The sequence below is a fragment of the Fontimonas sp. FW305-C-3 genome, from assembly GCF_058783185.1.
In genome coordinates, this window is the sequence record NZ_JBYSYK010000003.1 from 719,498 (window position 1) to 741,547 (window position 22,050).

Consider the following 22,050-nt stretch of genomic DNA (forward strand, 5'->3'; position numbering starts at 1 on the left):
CATACAGTCGCGGGTGGCGGGCTTCGCTGCGCTCAGCCCACCCTACACTCTATTTCAGCCCGTCCTTCGTCAGCCGCGCCGCCCCACCGAGATAAGGCCGCAACGCCGCCGGCATCTCGATCGAGCCATCGTCCTGCTGGAAGTTTTCCAGAATCGCCACCAGGGTGCGCCCCACCGCCAGGCCGCTGCCGTTGAGCGTGTGCACCAGCTCGATCTTCTTGGTCTCCGCATTGCGGAAACGCGCCTGCATGCGCCGCGCCTGGAAGTCCTCGCAGTTCGAGCACGAGGAAATCTCGCGATAGCGGTTCTGGCTCGGCAGCCAGACTTCCAGATCGTAGGTCTTTGCCGCGCCGCGGCCCATGTCGCCGGTGCACAGCGCGAGCACGCGGTACGGCAGCTCGAGCTTCTGCAGGATCACCTCGGCGTGGCCGGTCAGTTCTTCCAAGGCGTCGTAGGACTTCGCTGGGTCGACGATGTGTACCAGCTCGACCTTCTCGAACTGATGCTGGCGGATCATGCCGCGCGTATCGCGCCCCGCCGAGCCGGCTTCGGCACGGAAGCACGGCGTATGCGAGACCCATTTCTTCGGCAGTTCTTCGGCGCTGAGGATTTCGTCGCGGACCATGTTCGTGACCGGCACTTCGGCGGTCGGGATCAGGCGCCAGTCCTGCTCGCCCTTCAGCGCGAACAGATCCTCGTCGAACTTCGGCAGCTGGCCGGTGCCGTGCAGGCTCGCGGCGTTGACGATGAACGGCACGTACAGCTCTTCGTAGCCGTGCTGCTGGGTGTGCGTATCGAGCATGAACTGCGCGAGTGCGCGGTGCAGGCGCGCGATCGAGCCGCGCAGCACCGTGAAGCGCGCACCAGTGATCTTCGCGGCCAGCGCGGCATCCATCTGGCCGAGCGCTTCGCCGAGATCGGTGTGATCGCGCGGCGCGGTCAGCGTGCGCGGCGTACCCCAACGGCGAATCTCGACGTTCTCATCCTCGCTCTTGCCGACCGGCACCGAGACATGCGGCAGATTCGGCGCCGCGAGCAGGAAGGCGTTGAGCTGCTCCTGCAGCACTTCAAGATCGCGCTTGCTCTGGTCGAGTTCCTGCCCGAGCCGTTCGACATCCGCCATCAGCGGCGCGGTGTCTTCGCCCTTGCCCTTGGCCATGCCGATCGCTTTGGAGCGTGCGTTGCGATCCGCCTGCAGCTTTTCGGTCTGCGTCTGCAGCGTCTTGCGGCGCGCTTCAAGCTCGTTGAAGGCGGCGACGTCGAGCACATAGCCGCGCAGGGCAAGGCGATCGGCAACGGCCTGGGGATCGGCGCGCAACAGTTTTGCGTCGAGCATCTTGAGTTCTCTGAATCGTGTTGACGGCAGGGCGCGTATTGTAGGCCGGTCAGGCGCTGAAGAAGTGCCGCCCCAAGGCCAGCCCCGCGGCGCAGGCACCCAGGCACAGCGCGACGTTCAGCAGCACGTTCCAGCCGGCCGCTGCGGCGCCGCTCTTCTCCAGCAATTGCAGGGTGTCGACCGAAAAGGCCGAGAAGGTCGTGAACGCCCCCAGAAAGCCGATCACCAGCAGGGATCTCAGCGTGCTGTCCATCGTGCCGCCGCCGATTTCGGTGAGGCGCATGAAGAGGATTCCGGCGATGAGACTGCCGAGGACATTGACGATCAACGTGCCGAGCGGAAATGCCGGTCCGAACAGCGCGGCGCTGATCCGCATGACGCCAAAGCGCGCAACCGCTCCCAGCGCGCCGCCGCCCGCCACCATCAGCCATTGCATCATCGTGTGCCCCTTACTTTTTCTCGTCGGCCGCCGCGCGGCGCGCGCGCAGCTGCGCCAGCTTGTCGCCGATCTGGATTTCCAGGCCGCGCGACGTCGGTTCGTAGAAACGCACGCCGCGCAGTGCATCCGGCAGGTAGGCCTGTCCCGCCGCGTGGCCTTCCGCTTCGTCGTGATCGTAGCGGTAGCCCTGGGCGTAGCCGAGATCCTTCATCAGTCGGGTCGGCGCGTTGCGCAGATGCATCGGTACTTCCAGCGTGCCGGTCTTTTCGACCGTGGCGCGCGCGGTGTTATAGGCGCTGTAGACCGCGTTGCTCTTCGCCGCGCAGGCCAGATAGACGACCGCCTGCGCCAGCGCCAGTTCGCCTTCCGGGCTGCCGAGGCGCTGATAGCTGTCCCAGGCTTCCAGGCACATCGACTGTGCACGCGGATCGGCGAGGCCAACGTCCTCGATCGCCATGCGCAGCACGCGGCGCGCGATGTAGTGCGGATCGCAGCCGCCGTCGAGCATGCGCGCGAACCAGTACAGCGCACCGTCCGGATCGCTGCCGCGCACCGACTTGTGCAATGCCGAGATCTGGTCGTAGAAATTCTCGCCCTGCTTGTCGAAGCGACGCAGGCCACGGCCGATGAGTTTTTCCAGCGTACTGTCGTCGGTGTGCTGCTGCGCACGCGCCAGTTCGACAGCGGTTTCGAGCAGGACCAGGCCGCGCCGGGCGTCGCCGTCGGCAGCCTCGGCAATGCGCAACAGCCAGCTTTGCGGAAGGCTGCCGGCCGGCATGCCGAGACCGCGCTCGGCGTCGGTCAGCGCGCGCTGCAGCAACTGCAGGATGTCGTCCTCGGTCAGCGAGCGCAGCACGAAAACGCGCACCCGCGACAACAAGGCCGCATTGAGTTCGAACGACGGATTCTCGGTTGTCGCGCCGATCAGCGTGATCGTGCCATCCTCGACATAAGGCAGCAGCGCATCCTGCTGGCCCTTGTTGAAGCGATGGATTTCGTCGATGAACAGCACCGTCGCCTGCGGCGTCAGGCCGCTGGCCGCGGCGCGCGCATCGCTGACCGCCTCGCGGATGTCCTTGATGCCGGCCATCACCGCAGACAGCGTGACGAACTGGGCGCGCGTATGTCCGGCGATCAAGCGCGCGATCGTGGTCTTGCCGACACCCGGCGGACCCCACAGCACCATCGACGGCACGCTGCCGGCCTCGAACAGGGTGCGCAGCGGCGCACCGGCGGCCAGCAGATGGGATTGCCCGGTCAGCTCGTCGAGCGTACGCGGGCGCATACGCTCGGCCAGCGGTGCCTGAGCGCCGGCCACCGTCAGCAGCTATTGCGGCTGGGCCGCATCAAAGTCGACGACCTCGACACCCTTCGGCGGCTTGAACTCGAAGACGCTGCCGGCGATCTTGGCGTTGCGCTTCACTTCGGTGAAGCGGATGTCGCTGATGCCGCCGAGCGGATCGTGCAGGCGCATGCGCTGCGGCACGCCGTTGGCCTGCAGCCACAGCTCGATCAGGCGGATATCCGCATCCGCGGTCTTCGGTTCCAGACGCAGCTTCTGCGCGTCGCCGTCGATGCCGCCGTCGACCACACTGAACGTCTTGTCGAGATCTCCGCCCGCCAGCAGAGCCGCCGGCGTGTCGCGCAGGATCTGCGCCGCATCGCGCACGCTGACCTGCGCCAGATCGGGTTCGTAGTTCCAGATTTTCTTGCCGTCGCTGAGCATCAGCTGCTCGTACGGCATCAGGTAGTGCCACTTGAAACGCCCTGGCCGAGCTAGATCGAAGCTGCCGCCGCGACGGCCGGTTTCGCGACCCTGTTCGTCGTACTGGATCTGCTCGAAAGCGGCCGACAGTGTCTGCACATCGGCAACGAAGCGCTGCAGACGCGCCTGCGCCTCGGCGGCAGCCGCGTTGCCGGCAAAGGCCAGCAGGCTCAGAGAAAGGAAAATGGACAACAGACGCTGGATCATGGACGTGACGATCAGACGTGTAGGTGTGCGCAGTCTTGCAGCAGCAACTGAGTCCAGCATGAACCGGGGCAAGGACAGCATGCGGCTCAATCCCGCCCGCCCGGCGCGAGGATCTCGCGGTTGCCGCCAGGTCCGCTCGGGCCGACGATGCCCGACGCTTCCATCTGCTCGACCATGCGCGCGGCGCGGTTGTAGCCGATCTTCAGGCGCCGCTGCACCCAGGACACCGAAGCCTTGCGGGTCTCCAGCACCATCGCGACCGCCTGATCGTAGAGCGGATCGTTCTCGACATCCTCGCCACCCTCGCCGCCGGCATTCGCCGCCGGTTCCTCGGCGCAGATGTTTTCGATGTAGCGCGGCGGCGCGACCTGCTTCAGATAGGCCACGACCTTGTGCACTTCGTGATCGTCGACGAACGCGCCATGCACGCGATCCAGGCGATTGGCGCCGATCGGCCGGAACAGGCCGTCGCCGTGACCGAGCAGGGTTTCGGCGCCCATCTCGTCGAGGATGGTCCGCGAGTCGATGCGCGACGCAACCTGGAAGGCCAGCCGCGAAGGAATGTTCGCCTTGATCAGGCCGGTGATGACGTCGACGCTGGGCCGCTGCGTCGCGACGATCAGATGCACGCCGGCGGCACGCGCCTTCTGCGCGAGGCGCGCGATCAACTCTTCGACCTTCTTGCCGACGACCATCATCATGTCGGCCAGCTCGTCGATGATGATGACGATATGCGGCAGCGATTCCAGCGTCTCCGGCGCCGACACCGGCGCATCGAGATCGAACAGGTCCTGCGCCTTTTTCTTGGTCGGATCGATGAGCGGCTGGCCGCTCGCCGCCGCTTCCTCGATCTTGCGATTGAGGCCAGCCAGATTGCGCACGCCAAGCACCGACATCAGCTTGTAACGGCGCTCCATCTCGGCGACACACCAGCGCAGCGCGTTGGCGGCGTCCTTCATGTCGGTGACGACCGGCGTCAGCAGATGCGGAATGCCTTCGTAGACCGACAGCTCGAGCATCTTCGGATCGATGAAGATGAAACGCACCTGATCGTGAGTCGCCTTGAACAGGATCGACAGGATCATCACGTTGATCGCGACCGATTTGCCCGAACCCGTCGTACCGGCGACCAGCAGATGCGGCATCTTGGCGAGGTCGAACGACAGCGGATTGCCGGCGATGTCCTTGCCCAGTGCCATCGTCAGCGGCGACTCGGCATTGCGATAAGCGTTGGAATCCAGAATCTCGCGCAGCATCACCATCTCGCGCTTCTGGTTCGGAATCTCCAGGCCGATGACGGATTTGCCTTCGATGACTTCGATGACGCGGACGCTCGACACCGCGAGCGAGCGAGCGAGATCGCGCGACAGGTTGGTGATCTGCGAACCCTTCACGCCAGCATCCGGCTGGATCTCGAAGCGCGTGATCACCGGCCCCGGCATCGCGTTGACGACCTGCGCCTTGATGCCGAAGGAACCGAGATGGCGCTCGACGTCGCGCGACAGCGCCTGCAGCTCGTCGGGGGTGTACTGACGCCCGCTCGGACGCGGCAGGTCGAGCATCGACACCGGCGGCAACGGATCGCCGTCGAAGCCCGGCACATCTACTTTCGTATCGCGCTTGGCGCGCGGCTTCTTCGGTGCCGCGACGACAACATCTTCGGCAGCGCCGCCCGGCAGCAGTTCCATCTGCTCTTCTTCACTGCCGAGCACCGGCTCGACCTTGCGGCGGCTGCGGCGCGGCTGCGAGCCGCGGATGGCGTCTTCGGCCGCCAGCAGCGGCGAGATCAGCGGCTGCAGGAACGGATCCTTGCGCTCGGCGGGTTCTTCTTCCGTCTCGTCGCCGTCGTCCGTAGCGCCATCCTGCGGCTTGTCGAGCGATTCGCGCGCCCGCGCAGCGAGCGCGATGACGCCGTTGCCGATCCAGTCCATGACCTGAACCCACGAGAACGTCAGTGCCAGCGGCGCGGCGGCGATCGCCAGCGTCAGCAGCACCAGGCTCGCGCCAAAACCGCTGAGCACGCCGACCAGCAATTGCGCCAGCGACAAACCGGCAATGCCGCCGCTGCCCTGCGGCGCCCAGTCCGGCGACGAGCCGACATGCAACGCGGCCAGTGCCGCCAGCGCGGTCAGCAGCACCAGCCAGGCGGCAATCCGCACGCCGCGCGGAATACCTTCCTCGTCCGGCTCCGGATTGTGGAAGATACGCAAGCCGATCAGCAGCACCGCCCAAGGCAACAGGAAGGCGACATAGCCGCAGAGCGACAGCAATACATCGGCGATCCAGGCGCCGACCGTTCCGGCGAGATTGCGCACCCCCGCCCCGGTCCCCGACGAGGACCAGCCCGGATCGTCCGGGTTGAAGCTGACCAGGGTCACAAGGAGGAATAGCGCGAGGCCGAGGCAGGCGAGCATTGCGGCTTCGCGCGGCAGGCGTTCGAGCCAGCTGGGACCCGCGGCGGCGTCGGTGGCGTGAGATTTGCTTCTAAGCATGCTGGATGTGAGTTGTGACGCTGCAGTATAGCGGACGCCTGCCGGCAGGCCCGGCTCTTGCGGGGGATAAAAACTCTCTTGAAATCGCCCTGAAAACCTTCATATTGAAGTTCAGACCAGATCGAAACGGTCCGGGAGGTCAACATGAACACACAACAAACCAGACATTTTGTACTGACGCCCGAAGGCGGCATCCGCGAATTCAGCGCCGAAGAGGCCGCTTTGATCGCGGCGGGTGCCGAGCCGGTTCCCGAATTCGCCGATCGCGATCTGCGTTATCTGCAGCTGACCGTGCAGCCGCTGAACGCCAGCGGCGAGCTCAAGGTACAGACCGCCGGCGCGCGGATTCACTTCGATAGCAGTGGTCGCTTGACCGAAGCGGGTCCGGCCGGCGAAGTCGAGGCAATTACCCGTTTCGAGCATGACGCCGTGGTCCAGTGGGTCCTGCGCGACGTTCCCGCAGTAGCACCGGTTTTTCACTGACGCGCCGAGTTAAAACCGCCGCCGCGGGCGCTAGCCTGACGTAAGCTATAGGGGCAGCAGGTTTTCTCGAGCGCCCATGGATAGTCCGATACGACTGCACTGGCTGGACCCGCGCGATCCGCAGCAGGCGTTCCCGCCTACCCATCTGGCAATGCGCGAGCCCAACGGCCTGCTCGCGATCGGCGGCGATCTGTCGATGCCGCGGCTGCTGCGGGCCTATTCGCAGGGCATTTTCCCTTGGTACAACCCGGACGAACCGATCCTCTGGTGGTGTCCGAATCCGCGCGCCATTCTCAGCCCCTCGGCCTTGCACATCTCACGCTCTCTGCAGCGGGCGGTCGCGCGCGAGGATTATGCAATCAGCATCGATCGCCGCTTCGGTGAAGTGCTCGACGCCTGCGCCGGTCCGCGGCGCCGCGAACGCGGCACCTGGCTTGGACCGGACATGCGCCATGCCTATGAGCAGCTCCACGAATGCGGCCACGCGCACAGCATTGAAATCTGGCGCGAACACAAGCTGATCGGCGGCCTCTACGGCGTCAGCATCGGCGCCGCGTTCTTCGGCGAATCGATGTTCTCGCGGGCCGACAACGCATCGAAGATCGCGATGGTCTGGCTGTGCCGGCAGCTACAGGCCTGGGAGTTCGATATGCTCGATTGCCAGGTCAGCTCGCCGCATCTGAGCAGCCTCGGTGCGGTCGACATTCCGCGCGACGAGTTTCTGCGCCGCCTCGCGGTAGCGACCCAGCCGCACCGGACGCGCAGCGACTGGACACTGGATATCGAACATCCCCGCTCGGCCGACCATCTGCCTCAATGACCGCTTCCGTCAACGAAGTCGCCCCGATACGGCTCTACCTGAGCCCGGAGCACGCCTGCGGCTATCTGCAGGGGCGCGCGGCACGCAGCGCCTTCGTCGATCCGGAATGGATGCTCAATCCGCCGCGCTACCAGCGCCTGCTGGAAATGGGCTTCCGCCGCAGCGGCGGACATGTCTACCGGCCGCATTGCCAGGGCTGCCAGCGCTGCATTCCGGCACGCCTGCCAGTCGCGCTGTTCGAGCCCAACCGCGCGCAGCGGCGCTGCCTGGCGCGCAATGCCGACCTGACCCTGAGCATCGAATCCGAACTGGGCGACGAACACTACGCGCTGTACCGCCGCTACCTGCAACAGCGCCACGCCAGTGGCGGCATGGACCCTCAGGACCGCAACGCCTTTCACAATTTTCTCGAATGCCCCTGGGCCGCAGCCCGCTACTGGTGTTTCAGGGCGCAGGGGCGTCTGGTCAGCGTCGCCGTCGTCGATCATCTGCCGCTGTCGCTGTCGGCGGTCTACACATTCTTCGATCCCGGCGAAACGGCCCGCAGCCTCGGCACCCTCGCCGTCCTCAGGCAGCTGCAGCAGGCCCATGAGCTGGGACTGTCCCATGTCTATCTCGGGTATTGGGTGCCGGAGAGCCCGAAAATGGCCTACAAGGCGCGCTTCGCTCCGCTGGAAACTTTCGACGGCGAAACCTGGGCTCTCACCTCGGAACCGGCGATCTGAAGTCGTTGTACCCACGCAATCCGACGCCGAATCGAGCACAAAACGGACCCGGCGGTTGAAACATTTGGTTCCCGCTCCAATAATGCACGCCTCTTTTCAGGCGGCGAGGCGTATGGCGAAGGAAGATCACATCGAGATGAACGGCGTGGTGGCGGAAACGCTGCCCAACACAACCTTTCGTGTAAAGCTGGAAAACGGGCACATTGTGGTTGCCCATATCTCCGGCCGGATGCGCAAGCACTACATCCGCATCCTCACTGGCGACAAGGTGACGGTTCAGCTCACGCCTTACGATCTGACCAAGGGTCGCATCACTTTCCGCGACAAGTAAGCGCGGAGAAGTCATAAGGTTCAAGTACGACAAAGCCCGCTCTTCAAGCGGGCTTTGTCGTTACGGGCGACAGCTTCAGACCGGTTCGAGCTGGCTCGCCTTTTCGCGACCTTCGAGTTCGAACGCCAGCTCCTTGTTGTCGCCGAGCGTGACATGCGCGCGGCCACCGTGGGCGAGCTTGCCGAACAGCAACTCCTCGGCCAGCGGCCGCTTGAGGTGCTCCTGGATGATGCGCGCCATCGGTCGGGCGCCCATCTTCGGATCGTAGCCTCGTTCGGCCATCCACAGTCGCGCCGACTCGTCGACTTCCAGCTGCACGCCCTTGCTGCCGAGCTGTTCTTCGAGCTGCATGATGAACTTGTCGACCACGCGCAGGATCTCGCGCTCGCCGAGCGGCGCGAACGCCACCGTGGCATCGAGGCGGTTGCGGAACTCCGGCGTGAACATGCGGCGGATGACTTCCATCGCGTCGGTCTGATGGCTCTGCTCGGCAAAGCCCATCGAACGTCGCGAGGATTCCTCGGCGCCGGCATTGGTCGTCATCACCAGGATGATGTTGCGGAAATCCGCCTTGCGGCCGTTGTTGTCGGTCAGCGTGCCGTGGTCCATGACCTGCAGCAGCAGATTGAAGACATCCGGGTGCGCCTTCTCGATCTCGTCGAGCAGCACGATCGCGTGCGGATGCTTGATCGCACCTTCGGTCAGCAAACCGCCCTGATCGAAGCCGACATACCCCGGCGGCGCGCCGATCAGGCGCGACACGGTATGACGCTCCATGTACTCCGACATGTCGAAGCGGATCAGCTCGATGCCGAGCAGCTGCGCCAGCTGGCGCGTGACTTCGGTCTTGCCGACGCCGGTCGGGCCTGCGAGCAGGAAAGAACCGATCGGCTTTTCCGGGTTGCCGAGCCCCGAGCGCGACAGCTTGATCGCCGACGTCAGCTGCTCGACCGCGGCGTCCTGGCCGAAGATCACCAGCTTGAGGTCGCGTTCCAGCGTCGCCAGACGGTCGCGGTCGTTGGACGACACGCTCTTCGGCGGAATCCGCGCGATGCGTGCAACGGTTTCTTCGATGTCGCGCACCTGGACCGTCTTGCGACGCTTGGAGTCCGGCAGCAGGCGCAGACGCGCGGCGGCCTCGTCGATGACGTCGATCGCCTTGTCCGGCAGGAAGCGGTCGGTGATGTAGCGTGAGGACAGCTCGACCGACGAGCGCAGCGCGCCGCGGGTGAACTGCACCTGGTGATGCTCCTCGAAACGACCGCGCAGGCCTTCGAGAATCTTGATCGTGTCTTCCTGGCTCGGCTCGTTGACGTCGATCTTCTGGAAGCGGCGCGCCAGCGCACGGTCCTTCTCGAAGATGCCGCGATATTCCTGATAGGTCGTCGAACCGATGCAGCGGATCTCGCCCGAGGCCAGCAGCGGCTTGAGCAGGTTCGATGCGTCCATGACGCCGCCGCTGGCCGCGCCGGCGCCGATGATCATGTGGATCTCGTCGATGAAGACGACCGAACCCGGGATGCGCTTGAGCTCCGAGATCACCGCCTTGAAGCGCTTCTCGAAGTCGCCGCGATACTTGGTGCCGGCGATCAGCGCGCCGAGGTCGAGGCTGTAGACGACGGCATTGCGCAGCAAATCCGGCACGCGGCCTTCGACGACCAGCCAGGCGAGGCCTTCGGCGATGGCGGTCTTGCCGACGCCGGCTTCACCGACCAGCAGCGGATTGTTCTTGCGGCGGCGGCACAGCGTCTGCATGACGCGCTCGATCTCGAGATCGCGGCCGATCAGCGGATCGGCAGAACCCTGCGCGGCGCGCTCGTTGAGATTGACCGCGTACTGCTCGAGCGCGGACTGACCGGCCTGCGGCTTGTCGGCGGCTTCTTCCTTGTCTTCCTGCTCGGCGGGCTTGTCGACGGCGGCGCCGTTCTTGGAGATGCCGTGCGAAATGAAATTGACGATGTCGAGGCGGCTCACACCCTGCTCGCCGAGCAGGAACACTGCATGAGTGTCCTTCTCCGAGAAGATCGCGACCAGCACGTTGAGCGTCGACACATGCTTCTTGCCGGCGGCCTGGACGTGGTAGATCGCGCGCTGCAGCACGCGCTGGAAGGACAGCGTGGGCTGTACTTCATGCTTTTCGATGTCGCTGACCGACTGCACGTGGCTGCGGATGTACTCACGCAGCTCCTGCTCAAGCTTGTCGGTGTCGGTTCCGGCCGAGGTCAATGCACCGGCGACCTGGGTGTCGGACAGCAGGGCCAGCAGCAGGTGCTCGACGGTCAGCAATTCATTGCCGTCCATGCGCGCTGCGACGAACGCCGCGTCCAATGCTTTCTGTAGGTCTTCGGACAACATGCCTGGGCTCCGATCTATCCTTCGTTGAACGCGGGGGCGCTCAAACCTTTTCCATTACCGTCAGCAGCGGATGCTGATTCTGGCGGGCATAGCCGTTCACCTGTGCGGTCTTGGTTTCGGCGATCTCCGCCGGAAACACTCCCGCAACACCGCGACCGTGTGAGTGAATCTGCAACATGATCTGCACCGCCTTTTCGCGGTTGTGGTGGAAGAACTGTTGCAAAACCTGGACCACAAAGTCCATGGGCGTATAGTCGTCGTTCAGCACCACCACCTTGTACATCGGCGGCTGTTGCAGCTTGGGCTTGGCCGGCTCAACGGCCAGACCATTTCCCGAATCTCTTTTGACGTCGTTGCTCATGCGGCCAGTTTACGTTGCCTCCCCGCCAAATGGAGGCGCTGCGGCCACGATCAAGACGCGCGCCGAAAATCGCCTGCGCAAATATTCCGCGGCGCCGGCGCCAGTGTCGGACTCAGAACGCTGCAATATCCGTCTGCGAGCGGCCGAGGATCAGGGCGTGGATATCTTCCGTGCCCTCGTAGGTGTTGACGGTTTCCAGGTTCAGCAGATGGCGCATGACCGGATAATCGTCGCTGATGCCATTGCCACCGTGCATATCGCGTGCCACCCGTGCAATTGACAGCGCCTGACGGCAGTTGTTTCGCTTGAGCAGCGAAATCGCTTCGGCGCCCGCCAAGCCGGCATCAAGCAAGCGCCCGAGTTGCAGGGCGCCGCCGAGGCCCAGCGCAACGTCGGTCTGCATATCCGCCAATTTCTTCTGAATCAGCTGGTTGGCCGCCAGCGGACGGCCGAACTGGCGCCGTTCCATGACGTAGTCGCGGGCAGCGAACCAGCAGGTCTCCGCCGCGCCCATGGCACCCCAGCTGATGCCGTAGCGCGCCTTGTTCAGACAGCTGAACGGTCCGCGGAAGCCGCTGACCTGCAGCCGGCAGGCGTCGGAAACCCGCACATCGTCCATGACGATCTGCCCGGTCACCGATGCCCTGAGCGACAATTTTCCGTCGATCTTCGGCGTCGACAGGCCTTTCAGACCGCGCTCGAGGACAAAACCGCCGAGCTTGCCGTCCATGTCGCGCGCCCAGACCACGAAGACGTCGGCCTCGGGCGCGTGACTGATCCAGGTCTTGCTGCCGTTCAGGATCCAGTCCGCGCCGTCGCGCCGGGCGCGCGTCGCCATGCCGCCGGGGTCGGAACCGTGGTCGGGTTCGGTGAGGCCGAAAGCGCCCAGCGCCTTGCCCTGCGCCAGCTGCGGCAGCCAGCGCTGGCGCACCGCATCGCTGGCATAGCTGAGGATCGGGAACATCACGAGGCTGGACTGCACCGACATCGCCGAGCGGTAGGCCGAGTCGACGCGTTCGATCTCGCGCGCGACCAGGCCATACATGACCTGGCTGCCGCCGGGGCAACCCTCGCCATCGAGGCCGATACCGAGCAGGCCGAGATCACCCAGCTCGTTGAGGATTTCGCGGTCGAAACGTTCTTCGCGAAACGCAGTCTTGATCCTCGGCAGCAGGCGTTCCTGGGCATAGTCGCGCGCGCTGTCGCGCAACAGGCGCTCTTCGGACGAGAGCTGATGTTCGAGCCCGAGCGGGTCTTTCCAGTCGAATGCGGCAGCCATGGTTTCGCGGTGAAGCTATTTGTGATCGAAGGTGAACGCGCCGTCCCAATCGGCGCCGGGCGGATGCTCGCGCAGATACATGATGCGTTCGATGAACAGCTGATAGACCGGATGCGGCCGCTGGCCTTGCATCAGGTTGAAGAACTCCAGCTCGGCGGCATCCCATTTGCGTTCGCGGTAGAGCTTGAGCGCGCCGCGCTGGCGCGCGAGGTCTTCGCGCAACCCCGGATCGAGATCCTGCTTTGGGCCCATCGGCTCGTAGATCGCCACCGGCTCCTGCTTGCCCTTGACCCTGACGCGATCGAGTTCGCGGAACGACCAGTCCGCCGGCGCCGCGTTGCGGGTTGCCTCGGAACAGATGATCGGCACGCCGTAGGTCTTGGTCAGCGCTTCCAGCCGCGAGCCCAGATTCACCGCATCGCCCATGACCGTATAAGCGACGCGGAATTCCGAGCCCATGTTGCCAACGCTCATGCGCCCGCTGTTGATGCCGATGCCGATGTTCAGCTTTGGCCAGCCCTTCGCTTCGAAGTCCGCATCCAGCGAGCGCACCGATCTCATCAGCTCCAAAGCCGCCAGCAGCGCCTGCATCGCATGTTTGGGATCCGGCAGCGGCGCACCCCAGAACGCCATGATGGCGTCGCCCATGTATTTGTCGATCGTGCCGCGGTACTTCTGGATCACGCCGGTCTGCGGCGTCAGGTACTGGTTCATCAAGGCGGCGACGGCGCGCGCATCGAGCTTTTCCGAGATGCTGGTGAAATCGCGCACGTCGCAGAACAGCACGGTCATCTCGCGGCTTTCGCCGTCCATCGACACGGTTTCCGGCCGCTCGGCCATCTCCTCGACGACCTGCGGCGGCACGTACTGGCCGAACTGGCGTGCGAGCTTGCGCTTGCCGCGGGATTCCACCAGATAGCCGTACATCAGGTGCGCCATGAACAACGCCAATGTGAAGATGACCGGTACGCCCATCGGCATGATGAAATCGGCGCCGCTCCACAGCCCCAGTGCGAGACCAACGACGGCGATCACTGCCGCAATGCCGACGCCGGCGCTGGCCGCCGGCGACAGCTTCGCGAAGGTCCAGGTCAGCAGGATCGCGATCAATACATGCAGTACGGTTTCGATCCCGCTGTAGTACGGAGCCTTCTGCAGGATGCGGCCATCGAGCATGCCGGACACCAGATTGGCGTGGACCTCGACGCCATTGAAGACCTTGTTGACCGGCGTGCTGCGCAGATCGAGCAGTCCGGCGGCCGTCGCGCCAACCAGGACGATGGCGTTATTGAGTACTTCGGGATTGGCCAGCGTCCCCTTGAGGACGTCTACGGCCGATACGAAGGTGAAGGTCCGGTTGTCGCCGCGGTAGGGCACGTAGGCGGCGACCCGCTCGTCGACCGGCACGCTCAGTTCGCCGACGTCAAGGCTTTCCAGGTGCAGCGACGTGCGCACATCCGGCGGATCGAAGCGCAGGCTGAGCGGCGGTTTGCCGAGCGCTTGCGCGACGACGGCGAGGGCCAGCGACGGATAGACCGCCCCGTCGTATTGCTGCACCAACGGCACGCGGCGGAACACGCCGTCGTCTTCGGCGGCGATAGGGTTGTCGAAGAATCCGCAGCTGGGCGTCGCCGCCTGCAGACGCGGAACGCTGCCGCCATAGCCCTGCGCCGGCACAAAGCCGACGTCATAGAGCCGGGCGGTCTGGGCATCGAGCAGCGGCGCGCAGATCGAGCCCGTCGTCGGCGCCTCGCTGCCCTGCACGATAGGTTTGAAGAAATACCCCAGCACGACCGGGCGGCCTTCGATCGCCTTGGCGAAAACGGCGTCGTAGTCCAGGCTGGCGGTGATCTGCGCCGATCTTTCCGCCACTGCCGGGACGTCGGCGAAATCCTCCGCCGCGAGGCGCTGCCACAGTTCCTGAGCGTTATCGTCGGCCTCGGCGAAGACGATGTCGAAACCAAGCACGGCGATCTTGTAGCGATCGAACAGCTGATCGACCAGATGGGCAAATTTTGTCCGCGGCCAGGGCCAGCCCTCGGCCGCGAGGCTACGCTCGTCGATATCGAGAATGACCACCCGCGGATCCGCCGTCCCGGGCAGGTTCAGCATGACGCGGGCGTCGTAGGTGAAGGCTTCGACGACATCCAGCAGGCGCGACGGCAGGAAGCGCGCGGTATGCAGGGTGAACAAGATCAGTATCCCGGCACTGATGGCCAGACGGATCAAGCTGCGTGTCGACATCCGTTTCCCCCGGGACTGGTCTGCGTTGCTGGCGCCAATCCGCACCCTTCGGATCGCCGCAGCCCGTCCATTGTGGCGCGAATTGTGGTGAGAATGTGCCTCTTGCCGCGGGACCCTACAGAGATCGTGGCCGTGCGGGTTATGATGTCCGAATGCCCGACACTATCAGCCTCCAGCGCGCTGCGCAGGTTTACGAACGCTATGGCCGTTACCTGCCACAGCTGAGCTCGTTGCTGCTCGTGATCGTGATCGCCTGGCTGCTTGCGGGCCTGGTTTGGGCTCTGATGCCGATGCCGGAATCGGCCCGCTGGCAACCCCCGCCGGCCACCCCCGCCAAGGCCCGCAACAAGCCGGCCGCCAACGTCGTCGACGGCCTGATCGCGGCCAATATGTTTGGCGAAGCGGCGCCGCTGGGCACCGACGGCAAGCCGGCCGACGCACCCGACACTCGCCTGTCGCTGAACCTGCTCGGCATCCTGGCCGGCGGCGAGAAGGAGTCCCGCGCACTGATCGCACCGGAAAACGGCGAGGAAAAGCCCTTCGCGATCGGCGACACGGTCATCTCCGGCACCAAGCTGGAGGCGATTTTCCCGGACCGCGTCATCCTCGTGCGGGGCGGCAAGTACGAAACCCTGCGCCTGAACAAGGACGCGCCAAGCACCGCGACGACCTATAACCCGGCCGCGGCTGCACCGGCCGGCGCCAGCGCCGAAGCGACCGCGATGCTTGGCAAGATCCGTGACGAGATCATGACGGACCCGACCAAGGCCTCGAACTATCTGCGCGTGCAGCCCGCCAAGGTCGGCGACCAGCTCAAGGGCTACCGGATCTACCCGGGCCGCGAGCGCGAGGCTTTCAAGGAGCTGGGCCTGCGCCCGGGCGACCTGGTGACCTCGGTCAATGGCATACAATTGGACGACACCCAAAAAGCCTTGCAACTGCTGAGTGACCTGGGCCAGGCCAACGCAGTTTCCCTGACGATCGAACGTGGCGGTCAGGTGCAGAACCTGAATCTGAGCCTCAACTGATAATGACCATGCGCAATAACGTCGCCGCCTTCGGGCTCGCGCTGCTGGTGTTTTTCGCGGCCCCTGCCCGCGCCGAAATCACCCTCAACCTCAAGGACGCCGACATCAGTACGCTGATCGCGACGGTCAGCGAGGTCACCGGCAAGAACTTCATCGTCGACGCACGCGTCAAGGGCAAGGTCACGGTCATCAGCTCGTCGCCGATGAGCTCCGATGGGCTTTACGAGACCTTCCTCGCGGTGCTGTCGGTCAACGGCTTCGCAGCGATTCCGTCGGGCGACACGATCAAGATCATTCCGGAAGCCACCGCCAAGCAGGAAGGCAGCGGCCTGTACGGCCGCACGTCCGGCCGGCCGTTCGACGAGATCGTCACCCACGTCTTCCAGCTGCAGAACGTCAGTGCCGCGCAGCTGGTGCCGATCCTGCGCGTGATGGTGCCGCAGTGGGGCCATCTGGCCGCTTACCAGCCGAGCAACACGCTGATCATCACCGACCGCGCCGCCAACGTGGAGCGCATCGGCAAGCTGATCGCGCAGATGGACCAGTCGGGCGATCGCGACATCGAATACGTGCGCCTGCAGAACGCGTCCGCCGCCGAGGTCGTCCGCGTGCTGACGGCGATGACCCAGCAGGACAAGCAGGCCGATCCGACAACCAAGCCGACGACCATCATCGCCGACGAGCGCAGCAACAGCGTACTGATCGGCGGCGACAAGACCGAGCGCCAGAAATTCCTCGACATCATTGCCCAGCTCGACATCCCGCTGGCCGATGGCGGCGCCACGCAGGTCGTCTACCTGCGTTACGCCAGCGCCGAAAACCTCGCGCCGATCCTCGAAGGCTACGCCCAGCAGGCGGCGCAGGCCGACAAGTCCGGCGGCGGTGCCCCGGCAGCGGCGGCAGCCGCACCGACCGGCGGCGGTGGCGGTGGCGCAGCCGGCGGCACGCGCGTGCTCGCCGACAAAGACACCAATGCGATCATCATCACCGCGGCGCCCAAGGCGATGCGACAGATCCGCGACGTCATCGCGCAGCTCGACATCCGCCGCTCCCAGGTGCTCGTCGAAGGCATCATCGCCGAAGTCAGCGCCAACAAGTCCAGCGACCTCGGCGTCGATTGGGCCGTGTTCAATGAAGATCGCATCGCCGCAGCCGGCATCAACAACGCCAGCACCGCAACGCTCCTCAGCCAGCTCGGCCGCACCACCGGCGGCACCTCGAATCTCGCCGCCAGCGCGATCGGCCTGATCGGCTCCGGCCTGACGGTCGCCGGCGCGGTCGATGGCGGCAGCAACGGCACGACCTTCGGCGTGCTGCTCAAGGCGCTCAAGGGCGACGGCGACACCAACATCCTGTCGACGCCGACGCTGGTGACGCTCGACAACGAGGAAGCCAAGTTCTCGGTCGGCCAGGAAGTGCCGTTCCAGACCGGCTCGTACTCGAACACCGGCGGCAACAGCAATTCGGTCAATCCGTTCCAGACCATCGAGCGCAAGGACGTCGGCCTGACGCTGTCGGTGACGCCGCAGATCAGCGGCGAGAGCGAGTCGGTCAAGCTCAAGCTCAACCTCGAAGTCTCCAGCGTCGCCAGCGGCACCGCCGGCACCGCCAACGTCGTCACCAACAAGCGCACGCTGAGCAATGTCGTCGGCGTCGAGAACGGCCAGATTCTGGTGATTGCCGGCCTCATCGACGATCAGATGAACGACACCAAGACCGGCGTCCCGCTGCTCAGCGACATCCCGCTGCTCGGCGCGCTGTTCAAGTCGCGCTCGGTCACCAAAGCCAAGCAGAACCTGATGGTGTTCATCCGTCCGTCGGTGCTGCGCAAGCGCGACGACGGCGACTACTACACCCGCATGAAGTACAACGCGATTCGCCAGGCACAGATCAATGCGGCCACCGGCGCAGGTCCGCTGCTCGGCACGCAGCGCCCGATCCTTGGCGAAATCGAGACCTGGGAAGATCCCAACGTGATGCCCGCACCGCGCATCGTCGAGACGCCGGCAACCTATGACTCGCCCGCCGTCGCACCCGGCGCCGCGGATGCACCGCCGGAAACCGGCGACCGTCTGATCACGCCGTCAGGCACGATCCCGCTGCCGACCGCGGCTCCGGCAGCACCGAGCGCGGCGGCCGCGCCACCCAGCCAGCGTCCGACGATCATTCCCGCGGAAAGCGCGGAAGAACCGAGCTTTGCGCCGCGCATTCCCAAGGGCATGGCACAGCCGTCGCCGTCCGCGCCGACCCCGACGCCGCGGCCCGACAAGAAACCCCGTCTGCCCGAGGCGATGGTTCCCTGATCGCATGCAGACCGCTTTGCGCCGCCCGCCGTTCACCTTCGCCAAGCGCCATGGCGTGATCGTCACCGACGATCAGGGCGATCACGTTGTCGTTGTGACCCGCCCGGGCGTTGCCATCGACGCCGTGCAGGAAACCCGCCGCTTCGTCGGCCGCCCGGTGCGCCTGCAACCGGTGACGCCGCAGGAATTCGATGCGCTGCTGTCGCGCACCTACGAAGGCCAGACCACCGCGACCGCGACGCTGATGGAAGGCCTCAACGACGACGAGGCCGATCTCGACGCGCTGGCATTGGCGCTGCAGGACAACCAGGATCTGCTGGAGTCCGACGACGACGCGCCGGTCATCAAATTCATCAACGGCCTGCTCGTCGAAGCGATCCGCGAGAACGCTTCCGATATTCACATCGAGGCTTTCGAGAGCCGCCTGCTCGTGCGCTTCCGCGTCGACGGCGTGCTGCGCGAAATCATGTCGCCGCCACGCGCGCTCGGCGCGCGGCTGGTGTCGCGCATCAAGGTCATGGCCAAGCTCGACATCGCCGAGAAGCGCCTGCCGCAGGACGGTCGCATCTCGCGCGCCTTCGGCGGTCGCAAGGTCGACGTTCGCGTCTCGACGATCCCCACGGGGACCAACAACGAACGCGTCGTCATGCGTATTCTCGACAAGCAGGCCGACAAGCTCGATCTCGAGCAACTTGGCATCAGCAACGACCAGATCGACACGCTCAAGCGCATCATCCATCGCCCCTACGGCATCCTGCTGGTCACCGGCCCGACCGGCTCGGGCAAGACCACGACGCTGTACTCGGCGCTGTCGGTGCTCAACGACCGTTCGCGCAACATCATGACGGTCGAAGACCCGATCGAATACAACATCGACGGCGTCGGCCAGACCCAGGTCAACCAGAAGGTCGACATGACCTTCGCGCGCGGCTTGCGCGCGATTCTGCGTCAGGATCCGGACGTCGTGATGGTCGGTGAAATCCGCGATCTCGAGACCGCGCAGATCGCCGTGCAGGCTTCGCAGACCGGCCACCTCGTGCTGTCGACGCTACACACCAACACCGCCGTCGGCGCCGTCACGCGCCTGCGCGACATGGGCGTCGAGCCGTACCAGCTGTCGTCGTCGCTGGTCGGCCTCGTGGCCCAGCGCCTCGTCCGCGAACTCTGCAAGCACTGCAAGGAACCGTACGAAGCCGGCGTCGTCGAGAAGGAACAGCTGGCTCTGGATCCGACCAAGCCGCTGACCCTGTACAAGCCGGTCGGTTGCCCGCTGTGCCGCCACATGGGCTTTGCAGGCCGCAGCGGCATCCACGAAATCATCGAGATCGATCGCAAGCTGGAAGCGATGATTCACGACAATGCCTCCGAGCAATCGCTCGAGGCCTACGCACGTACCTACAGCCCCGGCATTCTGCAATCGGGCCGCAACAAGGTCATTGCCGGTCTGACGACGCTGCGCGAAGTCCTGCGCGTGACGATCGAAGAATAGCCTGACACCTTCTCCGCGCTGACATGTCCGCCTACGAATATCGCGCGCTCGACGCCCGCGGACGCGAAACCAAGGGACTGATCGAAGGCGATACGCCGCGGCATGCGCGCCAGCTGCTGCGCGAGCGCGGACTCTCGCCGCTCGACGTGCGCGAAGTCGCCGAAGCCAAGCAGTCCGCCACTTCACTGTTCAGCCGCGGCGGCAGCATCAGCAACGCCGAGCTGTCGCTGTTCACGCGGCAGCTCGCAACCCTGGTGCGCTCCGGCCTGCCGCTGGACGAATCGCTGACCGCGGTCGCCGAGCAAAGCGAAGGCAAGCGCGTCAAGCGCATCGCCCTGGGCGTGCGTGCCAGCGTCGTCGAGGGCAACTCGCTGGCGCAGGCCCTCGAGCAGTTCCCCAACGCCTTTCCGACCTTGTTCCGCGCCACCGTCGAAGCCGGCGAACAGTCCGGCAAGCTCGATTACATTCTTGAACGTCTCGCCGACTACGTCGAACGCCGCCAGGTCATGCAGCAGAAGCTGGTGCTCGCCACGGTCTACCCGGCGATCCTGACGTTGGTTGCGATTTCGGTGGTCGTGCTGCTGCTGACGTATGTCGTGCCGCAGGTCGTCGAGGTGTTCACCAGCATCGACGCCAAGCTGCCGGCGCTGACGACCGGCCTGATTGCGCTGTCGGATTTTCTCCGCGACTTTGGCATCTATCTGCTGATCCTGATTGCCGCCGGTACGTTCCTGTTCCGGCGGATGATGCTCAACGACACGTTCAAGCGTCGCGTACATCGGAACGTCCTGCGGCTGCCGATGATCGGTCGCCTCGTGCGCGGCGCCAACGCCGGGCGCTTCACGCGCACGCTGGGCATCCTGTTCGGCAGCGGCGTGCCGATTCTCGATGCGCTGCAGATCGGCACCCAGGTCGTCAGCAATCTGCCGATGCGCGATGCCATCGAGGCCGCCGCAATCCGTGTCCGCGAAGGCGCTTCGCTATCGCGATCCCTGGCCGCGAGCAAGCTGTTTCCGCCGATCACCGTGCACTTGATCGCCAGTGGCGAATCCTCCGGCACGCTCGACGATATGCTCGATCGCGCCGCGGAGAATCAGGAGCGCGAAGTCGAAAACACCGTCGCCGCCATCATGGGCGTGTTCGAACCGGTGCTGATTCTGGTGATGGGTGGCCTGGTGCTGCTGATCGTGCTCGCCATCCTGCTGCCGATCTTCGACCTCAACACGCTGGTTAAATAGCCGGCGCTGGAACCGCCCGCGGCGTCGCGGCAGCGGCGGTCGCTCAGGTCGAAGTCAGCGGAGCAACCGAGGCTTGCGTTGCCGACATCAAACGACTGATGCGCTTGGGCACATCGTTCTCGACTTCCCGCAATGCGACACGGATCGCCGCGGCGAACGCCTGCGCATCGGCGCTGCCATGCGACTTGATGACGATGCCGGTCAAACCGACAAAGCTGGCGCCGTTGTAGTTGCGCGGATCGATACGTCCGCCGAGCGCCTTGAGCGCCGGCATCGCCAGCACCGCAGCCATCTTGGTGAAGATCGAGCGCGTGAATTCCTGCTTGAGGAAGTGATAGATCAGCTTGGCGACGCCCTCGCCGGTCTTCAGCGCGATGTTGCCGGCGAAGCCGTCGCAGACAACGACGTCGATGTCACGCAGGAACACGCCATCGCCTTCGGCGTAGCCGATGTAGTTCAGGTTCGAAGCCTGCAGCAGCTGTGCAGCCTGCTTGATGACCTCATTGCCCTTGATCTCTTCCTCGCCGATGTTGAGCAAGGCGACCTTGGGCCGCTCGATGCCGAGCGTCGACGACACCAGTGCCGAACCCATCACCGCGAACTGCAGCAGCTGCTCGGCGGAGCATTCGGCATTGGCGCCCAGGTCCAGCATATGGACGTGGCCGTTGACCGAAGGGATGGCGGAAATGATCGCCGGCCGATCGATCCCCGGCAGCGTCTTGAGCACGAACTTGGCGGTCGCCATCAGCGCGCCGGTGTTGCCGGCCGAGACGGCGGCCTGAGCTCGGCCCTGTTTGACGAGGTTGATCGCGACCCGCATCGACGAGTCTTTCTTGTTGCGCAGCACCTTGGACGGCGACTCGTCCATGCCGACGACTTCGCTGGCGTGCTGGATCTGCACGCGCGACTCGTCCTTGAAATGGCGTTCCTTGAGATCGGCGCGCAGCGCTGCCTCGTCGCCGACCAGGATCAGATGCAGTTCCGGATGCGCAGCCAACGCCAAAAGAGCAGCGCCCACGACCTCTTTATGGCCGTGATCGCCGCTCATTGCGTCTAGTGCGAGAACAACGGGAGCTTGGCTCAAGACTCACCCGCTGTGTGATTACGCGCTTGGCTCTACGCCTGGCGTCTTTCGCCGATTGCTCGGCGAGGAGG

Annotated in this window: 18 protein-coding genes; 8 read left to right on the forward strand and 10 right to left on the reverse strand. The window is 64.9% G+C overall.

Annotated elements, in window-relative coordinates; all coding sequences use genetic code 11:
- Positions 1–49: 49 nt before the first annotated feature.
- Genes serS through AC3WUF_RS14800 form a run of 5 tightly spaced genes read right to left on the reverse strand, consistent with a single transcriptional unit; the run spans position 50 to position 6,239 of the window.
- Entirely contained in the window at positions 50–1,336 is a 1,287-nt protein-coding gene (gene serS, locus AC3WUF_RS14780; protein WP_492426878.1) for a serine--tRNA ligase, read from the reverse strand.
- A gap of 49 nt (positions 1,337–1,385) precedes the next feature.
- Complete coding sequence (gene crcB / locus AC3WUF_RS14785; protein WP_492426880.1) at positions 1,386–1,775, reverse strand: fluoride efflux transporter CrcB; 390 nt, start codon at positions 1,773–1,775, stop codon at positions 1,386–1,388.
- A gap of 10 nt (positions 1,776–1,785) precedes the next feature.
- Positions 1,786–3,060: a replication-associated recombination protein A gene (locus tag AC3WUF_RS14790; RefSeq protein ID WP_492426882.1), complete on the reverse strand. Its 1,275-nt coding sequence runs from the start codon at positions 3,058–3,060 to the stop codon at positions 1,786–1,788.
- Positions 3,061–3,102: 42 nt separating this feature from the next.
- Entirely contained in the window at positions 3,103–3,828 is a 726-nt protein-coding gene (gene lolA, locus AC3WUF_RS14795) for an outer membrane lipoprotein periplasmic chaperone LolA (RefSeq protein ID WP_492426884.1), read from the reverse strand.
- Positions 3,829–3,833: 5 nt separating this feature from the next.
- Positions 3,834–6,239 carry a DNA translocase FtsK gene (locus AC3WUF_RS14800; protein WP_492426886.1) on the reverse strand — a complete coding sequence of 802 codons (2,406 nt, stop codon included), beginning with the start codon at positions 6,237–6,239 and terminating at the stop codon, positions 3,834–3,836.
- A gap of 144 nt (positions 6,240–6,383) precedes the next feature.
- Between AC3WUF_RS14800 and AC3WUF_RS14805 the strand changes: the two genes are divergently transcribed.
- The 4 genes from AC3WUF_RS14805 (at position 6,384) to infA (ending at position 8,598) form a co-directional block, all read left to right on the forward strand.
- A complete protein-coding gene (locus AC3WUF_RS14805) occupies positions 6,384–6,722 on the forward strand; it encodes a hypothetical protein (RefSeq protein ID WP_492426888.1) in 339 nt (112 codons plus the stop codon).
- A gap of 76 nt (positions 6,723–6,798) precedes the next feature.
- On the forward strand, positions 6,799–7,542 hold the full coding sequence (gene aat, locus AC3WUF_RS14810) for a leucyl/phenylalanyl-tRNA--protein transferase (protein WP_492426890.1): 744 nt from the start codon (positions 6,799–6,801) through the stop codon (positions 7,540–7,542).
- Positions 7,539–8,267, forward strand: a complete 729-nt coding sequence (locus AC3WUF_RS14815) for an arginyltransferase (protein WP_492426892.1) — start codon at positions 7,539–7,541, stop codon at positions 8,265–8,267. The genes aat and AC3WUF_RS14815 overlap by 4 nt, the downstream gene beginning before the upstream one ends.
- Before the next feature lie 112 nt (positions 8,268–8,379).
- Positions 8,380–8,598, forward strand: a complete 219-nt coding sequence (infA, locus tag AC3WUF_RS14820) for a translation initiation factor IF-1 (protein ID WP_492426894.1) — start codon at positions 8,380–8,382, stop codon at positions 8,596–8,598.
- Positions 8,599–8,673: 75 nt separating this feature from the next.
- Here the strand turns inward: infA and clpA are convergent, their stop codons facing one another.
- The 4 genes from clpA to AC3WUF_RS14840 form a co-directional block, all read right to left on the reverse strand.
- Entirely contained in the window at positions 8,674–10,953 is a 2,280-nt protein-coding gene (gene clpA, locus AC3WUF_RS14825; protein ID WP_492426896.1) for an ATP-dependent Clp protease ATP-binding subunit ClpA, read from the reverse strand.
- A gap of 40 nt (positions 10,954–10,993) precedes the next feature.
- The gene (gene clpS / locus AC3WUF_RS14830; RefSeq protein ID WP_492426898.1) at positions 10,994–11,314 is read right to left on the reverse strand and encodes an ATP-dependent Clp protease adapter ClpS; all 321 of its coding nucleotides are present in this window, start codon (positions 11,312–11,314) and stop codon (positions 10,994–10,996) included.
- A 112-nt stretch (positions 11,315–11,426) separates the two neighbouring features.
- Positions 11,427–12,593, reverse strand: coding sequence for an acyl-CoA dehydrogenase family protein (locus tag AC3WUF_RS14835; RefSeq protein WP_492426900.1), 1,167 nt, complete (start codon positions 12,591–12,593; stop codon positions 11,427–11,429).
- Positions 12,594–12,608: 15 nt separating this feature from the next.
- Positions 12,609–14,837 (reverse strand): CHASE2 domain-containing protein, encoded by a 2,229-nt coding sequence (locus AC3WUF_RS14840; RefSeq protein ID WP_492426902.1) that lies wholly within the window; start codon positions 14,835–14,837, stop codon positions 12,609–12,611.
- Positions 14,838–14,989: 152 nt separating this feature from the next.
- Between AC3WUF_RS14840 and gspC the strand changes: the two genes are divergently transcribed.
- Genes gspC through gspF form a run of 4 tightly spaced genes read left to right on the forward strand, consistent with a single transcriptional unit; the run spans position 14,990 to position 20,895 of the window.
- Positions 14,990–15,865, forward strand: a complete 876-nt coding sequence (gene gspC, locus AC3WUF_RS14845) for a type II secretion system protein GspC (protein WP_492426904.1) — start codon at positions 14,990–14,992, stop codon at positions 15,863–15,865.
- Positions 15,866–15,873: 8 nt separating this feature from the next.
- Positions 15,874–18,168: a type II secretion system secretin GspD gene (gene gspD, locus AC3WUF_RS14850; protein WP_492426906.1), complete on the forward strand. Its 2,295-nt coding sequence runs from the start codon at positions 15,874–15,876 to the stop codon at positions 18,166–18,168.
- 4 nt (positions 18,169–18,172) lie between these two features.
- Complete coding sequence (gene gspE / locus AC3WUF_RS14855) at positions 18,173–19,657, forward strand: type II secretion system ATPase GspE (protein ID WP_492426908.1); 1,485 nt, start codon at positions 18,173–18,175, stop codon at positions 19,655–19,657.
- A 23-nt stretch (positions 19,658–19,680) separates the two neighbouring features.
- Positions 19,681–20,895 carry a type II secretion system inner membrane protein GspF gene (gspF, locus tag AC3WUF_RS14860; protein WP_492426910.1) on the forward strand — a complete coding sequence of 405 codons (1,215 nt, stop codon included), beginning with the start codon at positions 19,681–19,683 and terminating at the stop codon, positions 20,893–20,895.
- A gap of 43 nt (positions 20,896–20,938) precedes the next feature.
- Here the strand turns inward: gspF and plsX are convergent, their stop codons facing one another.
- Complete coding sequence (gene plsX, locus AC3WUF_RS14865) at positions 20,939–21,979, reverse strand: phosphate acyltransferase PlsX (RefSeq protein WP_492426912.1); 1,041 nt, start codon at positions 21,977–21,979, stop codon at positions 20,939–20,941.
- Between the last annotated feature and the right edge of the window lie 71 nt (positions 21,980–22,050).